General features: G+C 54.0%; 12 protein-coding genes. 6 read left to right on the forward strand and 6 right to left on the reverse strand.

Features of this window, described 5'->3' with window-relative positions:
- Positions 1-63: 63 nt before the first annotated feature.
- Genes ppdD through hofC form a run of 3 tightly spaced genes read left to right on the forward strand, consistent with a single transcriptional unit; the run spans position 64 to position 3,084 of the window.
- Positions 64-513: a prepilin peptidase-dependent pilin gene (gene ppdD, locus RAC90_RS12355; RefSeq protein WP_375124384.1), complete on the forward strand. Its 450-nt coding sequence runs from the start codon at positions 64-66 to the stop codon at positions 511-513.
- A complete protein-coding gene (gene gspE / locus RAC90_RS12360) occupies positions 506-1,888 on the forward strand; it encodes a type II secretion system protein GspE (RefSeq protein WP_054688150.1) in 1,383 nt (460 codons plus the stop codon). The genes ppdD and gspE overlap by 8 nt, the downstream gene beginning before the upstream one ends.
- Positions 1,885-3,084 (forward strand): protein transport protein HofC, encoded by a 1,200-nt coding sequence (gene hofC / locus RAC90_RS12365; RefSeq protein WP_054688151.1) that lies wholly within the window; start codon positions 1,885-1,887, stop codon positions 3,082-3,084. Before gspE ends, hofC begins: the two co-directional genes overlap by 4 nt.
- A 38-nt stretch (positions 3,085-3,122) precedes the next feature.
- On the opposite strand, the gene RAC90_RS12370 is transcribed toward hofC, so the two are convergent.
- Positions 3,123-4,163 carry a GMP reductase gene (locus RAC90_RS12370; protein WP_033740262.1) on the reverse strand — a complete coding sequence of 347 codons (1,041 nt, stop codon included), beginning with the start codon at positions 4,161-4,163 and terminating at the stop codon, positions 3,123-3,125.
- 226 nt (positions 4,164-4,389) lie between these two features.
- Between RAC90_RS12370 and coaE the strand changes: the two genes are divergently transcribed.
- From coaE to yacG, 3 genes are read left to right on the forward strand one after another with little or no spacing between them, the layout of a single operon-like run.
- On the forward strand, positions 4,390-5,007 hold the full coding sequence (gene coaE, locus RAC90_RS12375; protein WP_054634497.1) for a dephospho-CoA kinase: 618 nt from the start codon (positions 4,390-4,392) through the stop codon (positions 5,005-5,007).
- A gap of 3 nt (positions 5,008-5,010) precedes the next feature.
- A complete protein-coding gene (gene zapD / locus RAC90_RS12380) occupies positions 5,011-5,754 on the forward strand; it encodes a cell division protein ZapD (protein WP_054634498.1) in 744 nt (247 codons plus the stop codon).
- An 8-nt stretch (positions 5,755-5,762) separates the two neighbouring features.
- Positions 5,763-5,960 (forward strand): DNA gyrase inhibitor YacG, encoded by a 198-nt coding sequence (yacG, locus tag RAC90_RS12385; protein WP_006117687.1) that lies wholly within the window; start codon positions 5,763-5,765, stop codon positions 5,958-5,960.
- 31 nt (positions 5,961-5,991) lie between these two features.
- Here the strand turns inward: yacG and mutT are convergent, their stop codons facing one another.
- The 5 genes from mutT to ftsZ all read right to left on the reverse strand — a co-directional run bounded on the left by mutT (position 5,992) and on the right by ftsZ (position 12,264).
- The gene (mutT, locus tag RAC90_RS12390; protein WP_006117686.1) at positions 5,992-6,387 is read right to left on the reverse strand and encodes an 8-oxo-dGTP diphosphatase MutT; all 396 of its coding nucleotides are present in this window, start codon (positions 6,385-6,387) and stop codon (positions 5,992-5,994) included.
- Between the two features lie 133 nt (positions 6,388-6,520).
- A complete protein-coding gene (gene secA / locus RAC90_RS12395; protein WP_375124386.1) occupies positions 6,521-9,226 on the reverse strand; it encodes a preprotein translocase subunit SecA in 2,706 nt (901 codons plus the stop codon).
- Between the two features lie 67 nt (positions 9,227-9,293).
- The gene (gene secM, locus RAC90_RS12400) at positions 9,294-9,800 is read right to left on the reverse strand and encodes a secA translation cis-regulator SecM (RefSeq protein WP_233255760.1); all 507 of its coding nucleotides are present in this window, start codon (positions 9,798-9,800) and stop codon (positions 9,294-9,296) included.
- A gap of 290 nt (positions 9,801-10,090) precedes the next feature.
- Positions 10,091-11,008, reverse strand: a complete 918-nt coding sequence (gene lpxC / locus RAC90_RS12405) for a UDP-3-O-acyl-N-acetylglucosamine deacetylase (protein WP_033740259.1) — start codon at positions 11,006-11,008, stop codon at positions 10,091-10,093.
- Positions 11,009-11,109: 101 nt separating this feature from the next.
- Complete coding sequence (ftsZ, locus tag RAC90_RS12410) at positions 11,110-12,264, reverse strand: cell division protein FtsZ (protein ID WP_006117682.1); 1,155 nt, start codon at positions 12,262-12,264, stop codon at positions 11,110-11,112.
- Positions 12,265-12,324: the final 60 nt, after the last annotated feature.

The raw sequence follows: 12,324 nt of genomic DNA on the forward strand, positions 1-12,324 counted from the left end.
TTTCCTGCTGTTATTACCGACAGCGTCTTCCTAGACTGCGGCCTTCTTACTCAGGAGGCACATATGCACTATCAACAAGGATTTACGTTGGTTGAACTAATGATTGTGGTCGGCATCGTGGCGATCCTCAGCGCTATCGGGCTGCCTGCCTATCAAAATTATCTGCAGCGCGCCGCGCTGACCGACATGCTGCAAACCATGGTGCCCTTTAAGACGGCCGTTGAGCTTTGCGCGATTGAACGCGGCGGGCCTGAACAGTGTCAGGCCGGGCAACGCGGTATTCCGCAGGGCACAACATCACGTTACGTGTCGGCGATCACCGTGGTCAACGGCATGGTTACCCTGACCGGGCAGGAGAGCCTGAATGGATTAAGCGTAGAAATGCTGCCCGTCTGGGACAGTAACGAAGGCACGCTCGTCTGGCAGCGTACCTGTACCAGCACTAACACCACGTTACGCGACAACTGTCAGGAACAATTCCGCTTTGACAGTCGTGGGGGCACAAATGAGTAAACCCGACGATGCGATAGCGCTGATCTGTCAGCGCTATCGCGCCATCATCCTCGACCACAACGCGACGCATTTACGTCTTGCTGTCGCTGAGCAGGTTCCGCCAGGACTGGCCGAAGCCCTGCAATTTGCCAGCCCGTGTCAGATCGCTATTGAGTGCTGGCCGCAGGCCCGGCTCGAACAGGCTGAAGCGATGCATAGCCCCTTGTGTGCTAAAGAGGGTGCCGCCACAGAATCGGCAATCGATACCGCCAGCCAGCTTCTGCATCAGGCCGCACAGCGGCGGGCCTCAGACATCCATATTGAGCCTTATCAGCACAGCCTGCGTATTCGTCTGCGCATTGACGGCGTGTTGCATCCCCTGCCCCTGCAACGGGACATACAGCCAGCGGCTCTGCTGGCGCGGCTTAAAATTTTGGCCGGGCTGGATATTGCCGAACGTCGTCTGCCACAGGACGGTCAGTTCAGCCATGAGATTGACGGTCAGGTCGCTTCCTTTCGGCTCTCAACGTTGCTGACGCAGGGCGGAGAGAAAGCCGTCGTACGTTTGCTGCAGCGGGAAGGCGCTACACTGTCCCTGGACTCGCTGGGCTTACCCGCGGCACCGCTGCGCCTGCTCAAGGCTGCGCTGGCACAGCCCCAGGGCCTGATTCTGGTCACGGGCCCAACCGGCAGTGGAAAAACGTTTACCCTTTACAGCGGACTGAGCGCGATTAATCAGCCCGGAAAGAACATTTGCAGTGTGGAAGATCCCATTGAGATCCCTTTGCCGGGCATCAATCAGACGCAAATTAATCCAAAGTATGGGCTCGATTTTAATCGCGTGTTACGCGCGCTGCTTCGCCAGGATCCGGATGTCATCATGATAGGCGAAATACGTGACGGCGAGACCGCTGAAATTGCCGTAAAAGCCGCGCAAACCGGTCATCTTGTCCTCTCGACTTTGCACACTAACTCAACGGCTGAAACGCTAACGCGCTTACGCCAGATGGGCATTCCTGGTTATTTACTGGGCTCAGCGTTGCGCCTGATTATTGCTCAGCGCCTGGTCAGACGCCTGTGTCCGCACTGTCGTGAACCTGCACAGGCCGTAGCACATCTCCCGGCGTCAGTCTGGCCAGGCACGTTACAAACCTGGCGGGCACCGGGTTGCGATCACTGCTTTTCGGGTTATTTTGGCCGTCTGGCTTTATTCGAACTCCTGCCCGTTACAGCCAAACTGCAAAATGCTATCGCCGCCGAAATGCCTCTGGAGGAGGTATTGGCGCTGGCAAAACAGCAAGGGATGCGCACGCTACAGGCTTCGGGGCTGGACGCTGTCAGCCGCGGCGAAACCTCTCTGGAGGAGATGCAGCGCGTTATTGGGCTCGAATCATGACGCACCTTTTTCTTTATCGCTGGTATGCCGTAGATACACAGGGTAGACTGCAAACGGGTTATCATCTGGCCCCCGACAGTGAGACGCTGTCTGACGACCTTTCGCGCCGGCACTTAGTGCCGGTGAGCGAGAAGCGGGAAAAAATGATGCGCCGACGTGACTGGCGGTCACAGCATAAAATTGATTTCATTCGCCAGCTCGCCACCCTGCTAAAGGCGGGCCTTCCTTTATCGCAAAGCCTTGATCTGCTGGCATCAGGTCACCCGCATGCCGCCTGGCGGGCGTTGATGCAGGCCTTACAGCATCACGTCTTGCGTGGCGAGCCATTTTCGCAGGCATTACGCCAGTGGCCAGAGGTTTTTCCGCCACTTTTCGCTGCGCTGATGGCGGTCGGCGAGCTGACCGGTCAGCTTGATATCTGCTGCGAACAACTGGCGCAGCAACAAACACGCCAGCAGCATTTGCGCGCTAAGGTTCTGAAAGCCCTGCGTTATCCCCTGTTTATTCTGTTCGTGGCGTTGGCCGTTACCTGCGGTATGTTGCTGTTTGTCTTGCCGGAGTTTGTTTCCGTCTATGCCTCGTTTGACGCGCCTTTACCCGCCTTCACCGCCGCCGTTATCACCCTGTCCGACGCATTACAGGCGGGCGGATTGCCGCTAATCGGGGGCATTGCCCTGCTGGCGACGGGCTGGTACCACGCGCGGCGGCGCTCTGAAAACTGGCAGCGCTGTGAGCAACGCGCCCTGCTGCGTGTGCCGGTTATCGCCGGGCTATGGCAGGGTAGTCAACTGACGCAAATCTACAGTGTGTTGCAACTGACCCAGCAGGCAGGATTAACCCTGCTCCAGGGACTTGATGCGGCCTGTGTCACGTTGTCATCGCGGCTGTGGCAGGATGCCATCAGGGCTATTCAGCAGCACATTGCGCAAGGCAATCCTCTGCACCAGGCGTTGCACGCGCATCCCCTGTTTACGCCACTTTGTCGTCAGTTGATTCGTGTGGGTGAAGAGTCAGGCGCACTGGATGTGATGCTGGCGCGTCTGGCTGAATGGCATGAAAGAGAAACGCTGACGCGGGCTGATAATCTGGCCGCCTCGCTGGAGCCCGTGATGATGGTGGTGATTGGCGGCATTGTCGGCACACTGGTGATCGCCATGTATCTGCCTGTGTTTGGGCTAGGTGAGGCCATGCAGTAAAGGTGCTCCGTTCCTTTACTGCATGCTGAGCAGGCGGGTTAACGGGAAAAGATGCGGTTTTCCTGCTCGGCCACCCGAATAAACGTGGTGCGCTTGGTTAACTCTTTTAGCCGCTCAGCTCCCACATAGGTGCAGGCAGAACGAAGTCCGCCGAGAATATCGCGAAGGGTTTCTTCTACCGGCCCGCGCAAGGGGAGTTTCACTGTTTTCCCTTCTGCCGCACGATATTCCGCCACGCTTCCCGCATGACGTTTCATCGCGGATTCTGAGCTCATGCCGTAAAACAGCATAAACCGCTCGCCGTTTTCTTCTGTAATTCGGCCTTCGCACTCATCATGTGCCGCCAGCATGCCGCCCAGCATGACAAAATCCGCGCCGCCACCAAACGCTTTGGCGATATCACCCGGCACAGCGCATCCGCCATCGCTGACAATTTGCCCACTCAGGCCGTGCGCCGCATCGGCGCACTCAATCACGGCTGAGAGCTGCGGATATCCCACGCCGGTTTTGACGCGCGTGGTGCAAACTGAGCCCGGTCCAATCCCCACCTTCACGATATCCGCTCCGGACAGGATTAACTCTTCGACCATTTCCCCCGTGACGACGTTACCCGCACAAATCGTTTTGCCCGGGAAGATCTCGCGCGCACGCTTCAGGAAATCGACAAAGTGCTCAGAATAACCATTGGCAACGTCAATACAGATGAACTGCAGGTCATCGCAAATGGCCATGACCGCGATAAGTTTAGTGAGATCGGCGTCTGAAGTGCCGGTAGATACCATCACATATTTCAGTACTGATGCCGGTACGCGTTGAACAAACGCCCGCCAGTCTTCCACACTGTAGTGTTTGTGTACGGCTGTTAAGACATTGAAACTGGCCAGCGCCTCGGCCATTGAAAAAGTCCCCACCGTATCCATGTTGGCCGCGATAACAGGTACGCCGCGCCAGTCGAGGCCGGAGTGTTTGAACGTAAAGCTGCGATCCAGTTCGACCTGAGATCGGCTTTTCAGCGTGGAGCGCTTTGGACGAATCAGTACGTCTTTAAAGCCCAGTTTCAAATCTTCTTCAATGCGCATACATAATGTCCTGGTAAGAGGTTATTCATCGCCATGAAGGGCGTTATCACAAAGCCAGTCACCTCATGATACGCGCCATTTGCACCGCAACAAGAGTGCGAATTTCACTTTATTTACGCTACAATCCATCAGATTCGACGGCGTCTTTCTAACGAAATCGGACGCGCAACATGACCGTGTCGTAACGCTTTGGCTTACCTGTGACTGAACGACTAAGAGAGTGAGAGTGAGAGATACGCCCTACACTGTGGCGCTGACCGGTGGCATTGGCAGCGGCAAGAGCACTATTGCCGCGTACTTTGCCGCAGAAGGCGTGACGATCATTGACGCTGATGTCATTGCCCGCGAGGTCGTCGAGCCGGGCACACCTGCTCTGCAGGCGATTGTTGCACGCTATGGTGACAGTATTCTGACCGATCAGGGAACACTGCAACGTGCGCGCTTAAGAGAGATTATTTTTGCGGCACCTGATGAAAAAAACTGGCTAAACGCGCTGCTTCATCCCCTGATTAACGCCCGCACACAGCAGCTTAAAGCGCAGGCGACCTCACCTTATGTCCTGTGGGTCGTGCCGTTGCTGGTTGAAAACCAGCTCCAGCACCAGGCCGATCGGGTTTTGGTTATCGACACCGATGAAGAAACACAGCTGAAACGTACGCTCGCACGCGACAACGTTTCTCCTGAGCAGGCTAAACGCATTCTTGCGGCACAGGCGACGCGCCAACAGCGCCTCGCCTGTGCCGATGATATTATTGATAACAGTGGCGCGCCTGAAAATGCGCTACCCCAGGTTGCCAGACTTCATCAGCGTTATCTGAAGTTTGCGGCAGCGAAACAGGATTAATCCATGAGTACAGTCGTTCTGTTTGAACATCCACTTAATGAAAAAATGCGCACCTGGCTGCGTGTCGAATTCCTGATCGATCAGTTGCATCAGGTTACGCCGTTGGAAAATACCGCCACGGCACTGACTTTTTTTCGTCTGATCAGCGAACTGCTGGATATCTTTGAACGCGGCGACATGCGCACCGAATTGCTGAAAGAGCTTGAGCGTCAGCAAACCAAACTGCGCGCGTGGGCGGACGTGCCCGGCGTCGATATGTCCGTAGTGGATGCATTGCGCGACAAACTAAAAGCACAATCTGTTCTGCTTAACAGTGCGCCACGTATGGGGCAGCAACTGAGGGAAGATCGTCTGATTGCTCTGGTTCGTCAGCGGCTCAGTATTCCGGGCGGGTGCTGCAGTTTCGATCTGCCTGGTCTGCACATCTGGCTGCATCTGCCGCAGACAACACGTGATGCGCAGGTTACAAGCTGGATGGAAACCCTGATACCGCTGCACAGCACACTGGCCATGTTGCTCGATTTAATCCGTCAGTCGGGCACTTACCGTTTACAAACCAGTCTGAACGGTTTTTATCAGGATAATGCCGAAGGCGCCGATCTTCTGCGTCTGCAACTGGACATAGAGGACGCACTTTATCCTCAGGTATCCGGTCATAAGAGCCGTTTTGCGATACGTTTTATGCCACTGGACAGTGAGCGCGGTGAAGTCCCTGCGCGCCTCAACTTCCAACTGGCCTGTTGTTAGAGGTGAACATGCAGGAAGAAATTATGACCGTTAACTGTCCGCAGTGCGGTAAAACGGTTATCTGGGATGAACTGAGCCCGTGGCGGCCGTTTTGCAGCAAACGTTGTCAGTTAATTGACCTTGGCGAATGGGCTGCGGAAGAAAAGCGCATACCCAGCAGCGATGAATTGAACGACAGTGACAACTGGAGTGAAGAAGAACGCTAAGTCACGCGGTGGGGCATAATGCCCCACCCTGTTACAGTTCGCCCGCCACCAGACGCGCTATCAGTTCATGATTTGCCGCCGGAAATTCTTCAGCGATCAGCGCCCGCTGTTCGACCCAACGCTGTGGCTGACCTTCTTTGCCCCAGGGTTCACCTTTCCAGCCTTCGACCAGGAAAAAATGCAGCGTCACACGCAGATCGTCATAGGTATGATCTTTGATGCCAATGGCGCGGGCATCAGTCACCTCAATACCGGTCTCTTCGAGCAGTTCGCGCACTAAACCCTGCTCAGGGCTTTCACCCGCTTCAATTTTACCGCCGGGAAATTCCCACTTATTGGCCATGTAGGAGGAAGCCGCACGCTGGGCAAGAAAAATGTGTTTATCGGCATTGCGGATAATGCCGACGGCAACCTGCAGGTGCTTCATGAATGTATCCTGAAGAGTGGGTGAATGAGCGCTGATTCTAAAACATGTTAAGCGGGTTGTTAACCGCGCCATCGTTCAGCGGACAAAAAGCCAAAAAAAAGGAGCCAGAGGCTCCTTTTCAGTCAACACGTTATCAGGCCAGGCGACCATGACACTGTTTGTATTTCTTACCTGAACCGCATGGGCAAGGATCGTTACGTCCGACTTTACGCTCGCCGCCCTGCTGGGCAAGCGATTCGGCCGCCAGCACATCTTCGCTGACATGGCTGAGATGCTGCTGCTGCGCCAGACGCTCTGCCTCTTCGCGACGTTGCTGCTCCATCGCTTCCACTTCTTCTGGCATTCGCACCTGCACCTTGCTCAGTGTGCTGATTACTTCATACTTCAGCGTTTCAAGCATGGCGGCAAACATGGCAAACGATTCACGTTTATATTCCTGCTTCGGATCTTTCTGCGCGTAGCCACGTAAGTGGATGCCCTGACGCAGATAATCCATTGCCGCCAGGTGCTCTTTCCACAGGGAGTCCAGCGTTTGCAGCATCACGCCTTTCTCAAAGTTACGCATCATCTCCACGCCCACGATCTCTTCTTTCGCCGCATAGCTATCGGCAGCGTGTTTCATAATGCGCTCACGCAGCGTCTCTTCATGCAGGTCCGGTTCTTTATCCAGCCATTCACTGATTGGCAGATCCAGATCGAAATCGTTACGCAGGCGCTCTTCCAGTCCAGGTACGTCCCACATTTCTTCCAGTGACTGCGGTGGAATGTAGCTGTCGATAATCGATTTATAGACGTCTTCGCGAATACTGTTGATGGTATCGGAGACATCAGAAACATCCAGCAGCTCATTACGCTGGCTATAGATCGCGCGGCGTTGGTCATTCGCCACATCATCATATTCCAGCAGTTGCTTACGAATATCGAAGTTACGGCTTTCCACTTTACGCTGTGCGTTGGCAATGGCTTTGGTCACCCACGGATGCTCAATGGCCTCGCCCGGTTTCATTCCCAGCTTGCGCATCATGTTAGAAACACGATCAGAGGCAAAAATACGCATCAGCGCATCTTCCATTGACAGGTAGAAACGTGAAGAACCCGCGTCCCCCTGACGACCCGCACGACCGCGCAGCTGGTTGTCAATACGACGCGATTCATGGCGTTCCGTACCGACGATATGTAAGCCACCTGACGCCAGCACGGCATCGTGACGAACCTGCCAGGCCGCTTTAATCGCCTCGATCTGCTCTTCAGTCGGATCCTGCAGCTCAGCGACTTCGGCATGCCAGCTACCGCCCAGCATAATATCGGTACCACGGCCCGCCATGTTGGTGGCGATGGTCACGGCACCCGGCTGACCAGCCTGAGCAACAATATCCGCTTCGCGGGCGTGGAATTTGGCGTTCAGAACATTGTGCTTAATGCCTGCGCGTGTCAGCTCGTTTGATACAACTTCTGACTTCTCGATCGAAATCGTACCTACCAGTACCGGTTGCCCTTTCGCGGTACGTTCGCGAATATCCTCAATAATGGCATCGATCTTCTCTTTCTCTGTCATGTAGACCAGATCGGCCAGATCTTTACGCACCATCGGACGGTTGGTTGGCACAACGATGGTATCGAGCTTGTAGATGGAGCTGAACTCAAACGCTTCTGTATCAGCCGTACCCGTCATACCGGCCAGCTTTTCATAGAGGCGGAAGTAGTTCTGGAAGGTGATCGATGCCAGCGTCTGGTTTTCGTTCTGGATTTCAACGCCTTCTTTGGCTTCAACGGCCTGATGCAGACCATCAGACCAGCGACGTCCTTGCATGGTACGACCGGTATGCTCATCGACAATGATGACTTCGCCATCTTTAACGATGTAATCAACATCGCGCGTGAACAGCGCATGTGCACGCAGCGCAGCCGTCACGTGATGCATCAGCATGATATTCGTCGGTGAATAGAGGGATTCACCTTCCACCATAATGCCCTGGCTCACCAGCAGCTCTTCGACTTTCACCAGGCCGCGCTCGGTCATGTGCGCCTGACGCGCTTTCTCGTCAACCCAGAAATCGCCTTCACCCTGGAAGTGGTCAGAATCTTCTTTTTCCTGACGGATCAGGTGAGGAATGATTTTGTTCACTTTGGTATAGAGTTCAGAGCTGTCTTCTGCCGGACCTGAGATGATCAGTGGCGTTCGCGCTTCGTCAATGAGGATGGAGTCGACCTCATCCACCAGCGCATAGTGCAGTTTACGCTGTACGCGCTCTTCAGGGCTGAACGCCATGTTGTCGCGCAGATAGTCGAAGCCATATTCGTTGTTCGTACCGTAAGTGATGTCCGCTGCATAGGCTTCACGTTTGGCGACGGAAGGCAGACCTGACATGTTGATACCGACACTCAGGCCAAGAAATTCAAACAACGGGCGGTTATTTTCCGCATCACGCTGGGCCAGGTAATCGTTGACGGTAACAACATGAACACCTTTACCGGTCAGGGCATTCAGGTAGGCTGGCAGCGTTGCCGTAAGCGTTTTACCTTCACCGGTACGCATCTCAGCAATACAGCGGTTGTTGAGTACCATACCGCCAATCAGCTGGACATCAAAGTGACGCATGCCAAAGACGCGTTTACTGGCTTCACGCACGGTTGCAAAGGCTTCCGGAAGTAAACTCTCCAGCGACTCGCCTTTTTTCAGGCGCTCACGGAACAGTTCCGTTTTCGCTTTCAGTTCTTCATCAGAGAGCTTTTCAAAATCCGGTTCCATCTTATTGATGATATCAACGGTTTTACGCATGCGGCGCAAAGTACGATCATTGCTGCTACCAAAAACCTTGGTTAACATTTTGATTAACATAATAAATATATTCTCAATTCAGCCGAATCGTCGGACTGCGAAATCTAAAAGGGTGTAATGAAAGTGATTAGCAGAACAATGAAGCGGGGCCGGCACGGATACCGTGCACTTTGCCATGCCAGGCTGCTCGCGTCAGGGCAGGCGCGTCAGACACAGGCAGCAGAGACAAACCAAAGGCGTCGTATGTCTGTGCTGTCTGGGAGGTCAATAAGGCATGAAGTGAATCGATTAACGCCAGCTTTTGCGCGGCCAGCGGATGTACCTGCTCTTCCGCCTGAGACTGCGGCGTCAGCGTGAAAGAGAGGTGGCGGATAACCGTGCGAATGGCATGCTGGTGCCAGTAGTCAACCGTAAAACTGGGACGTCGCGAGGCTTCCTGAAGACGAATAAGATGATCGAAACGAACGGCATTGCCGATGAACAGGCTGCTGGCTGAGGATTCGGATCCGGTGTTAAGTTCCGCTGTTTGCGCACACGCCGGCAAGCCGAGACTGGCCGCCACCATTCCCAGCAGGAAATGAGGCCAGAAATAGCGTCTACCTATTTGTCGCCAGCGTAGAAGGATTCCGATCACAATTGTTCCATTGCGCATAACAATTTCATTATTCACTGCTGTTTTCAGCAGCATGCAGCCTGTAAAAGCGCCAGAGATAGTAACACTAATGTGGCGTGCCGACACCTGCGTTTAAAGCGACAACGGAAGAAATCGCACCTGATTGTGCAGCAATTCAGCAATTGTTTGCTTTAGCATGTGAAGAGTGTCGCAACACACAGAGAGCGAAGGCGGGGCAATAAAAAACGGCCGGCGCGACTGACCGGAGAGAGTGTCAGCGCAACCAGCCGTTTTTAAGTTCTGATCAGGAATTAAGCCAGAACCAGATTTGGTGCTTTAAACGCCAGCGGCAATTCAGCTTCGTCTTCGAAGGTCGCCCATTCCCAGGCTTCCTGCTTAGCCAAAACGGCCTGCAGCAGTTTGTTGTTCAATGCATGGCCCGATTTGTACGCGGTAAACGCGCCGATAATGTTATGGCCACACATAAACAGATCGCCGATAGCGTCCAGCATTTTGTGACGGACAAACTCGTCTTCAAAACGCAGACCTTCTTCATTAAGCACGCGGAAATCATCAAGGCCTATCGCACAATCTAAACTACCGCCCAGGCACAGGCCTTTAGACTGCAGATATTCGATTTCATGCATGAAGCCAAAGGTGCGTGCACGGCTAATCTGACGAACAAACGCTTCGGCAGAGAATTTCATCTGGTAACGCTGAGAGCTGGCATCGATAGCCGGGTGTTTGAAATCAATAGTGAAATCAAGCGAAAAACCGTTATACGGTTTAATTTCCGCCCATTTATCACCATCTTCAACACGCACGGTTTGCTTAACGCGCACAAACTTCTTGGCGCTGCTGAGCTGCTCGATACCTGCATCCATCAGCAGATAGATAAAAGGCGCTGCGCTGCCATCCATAATCGGGATTTCAGGTGCATCGACTTCCACAATAATGTTGTCGATGCCCAGGCCCGCCAGTGCGGCATTCAAGTGTTCAACTGTCGAAATACGCACGCCTTCATCATTCACCAGGCAGGTACTCAGCATGGTGTCGCGCACGTATTTTGCATCAGCCGGAAAATCAACCGGGGGATTCAAGTCGGTGCGACGATAGATGACCCCGGTATTAGCCGGTGCAGGGCGCAACGTCAGGCTGACTTTCTTGCCGGTATGTAAACCGACACCTGTCGCCTGAACAATACGTTTTAATGTCCTTTGTTTGATCATCGTAATTATCTCGCAATATTACTTTCCGACCGCCAGTATACGTTACCAGCGGGCGAACACTTTAGCACAAAGAGCGGGAAAACCCAATTATAAGGTTATTCCTAGTCGGCCTGCTTACGCAAAAACGCCGGTATATCAAGGTAATCTGGCTCTTTGTTCGATTGCGCATTCTGATCGTTCACCACTTTCGCTGCAGGTTTCTGCTCCTGCGGCAGCGGCGACATACCGTGCTGCTGGTAACGGTGATCCATCACTGGCTGGCTGGCCGGTTTGTTGGTGACCAGCGTGATTTCAGGGCGCTTGTCCATACCAATACCGGTTGCCACCACGGTGACGCGCAGTTCATCGTTCATTTCTGGATCCAGAGAGGTACCGATAACCACGGTGGCGTTGTCTGAGGCGAAGGCGCGGATGGTATTACCCACGGTTTCGAACTCATCCAGACGCAGGTCAAAGCCTGCCGTGATGTTGACCAGCACGCCACGCGCACCAGACAGGTCGATATCTTCCAGCAGTGGGCTGGAAATCGCCATTTCAGCAGCTTCTTCCGCACGATCTTCACCGCATGCCACGCCAGAGCCCATCATGGCATAACCCATTTCTGACATGACGGTACGCACGTCAGCAAAGTCGACGTTCATCAGGCCAGGGCGGGTAATCAGTTCAGCGATACCCTGCACTGCGCCTTTCAGCACGTCGTTGGCTGCGCCAAAAGCGTCGAGCAGCGAAATGCCGCGCCCAAGCACTTTTAACAGCTTGTCGTTAGGAATGGTGATCAGTGAATCGACGTGCTTAGACAGCTCTGCGATCCCCTGCTCGGCAAACGCCATGCGCTTCTTGCCTTCGAAGTTGAAAGGCTTGGTCACGACCGCAACGGTCAGAATACCTAAATCTTTCGCCACTTCAGCTACAACAGGCGCTGCACCGGTACCGGTACCGCCACCCATTCCCGCTGCGATGAACACCATGTCTGCCCCTTCCAGCGCAGAACGCAGTGCTTCGCGATCTTCCTCTGCAGAGTTACGGCCCACTTCCGGGTTCGCACCCGCACCCAGCCCTTTGGTAATGTTATTACCAATCTGGATGGTCTGGCCGACCGCTGTTTTACGCAACGCCTGGGCGTCGGTGTTAACAGCGAAGAATTCCACACCTTCGATACGCTCGCGTACCATGTGCTCTACGGCGTTGCCGCCGCCACCGCCGACGCCGATGACTTTAATCACCGCGTCATTGGTTAATTCCATAGGTTCAAACATGATTTCTCTCCGTTATGTGCCTGTCGCCTGGAGATCACAAAAGAAAACAGCATGATCCCC

Source organism: Pantoea sp. CS_6 (genome assembly GCF_041954745.1).
Lineage (GTDB): Bacteria > Pseudomonadota > Gammaproteobacteria > Enterobacterales > Enterobacteriaceae > Pantoea > Pantoea stewartii.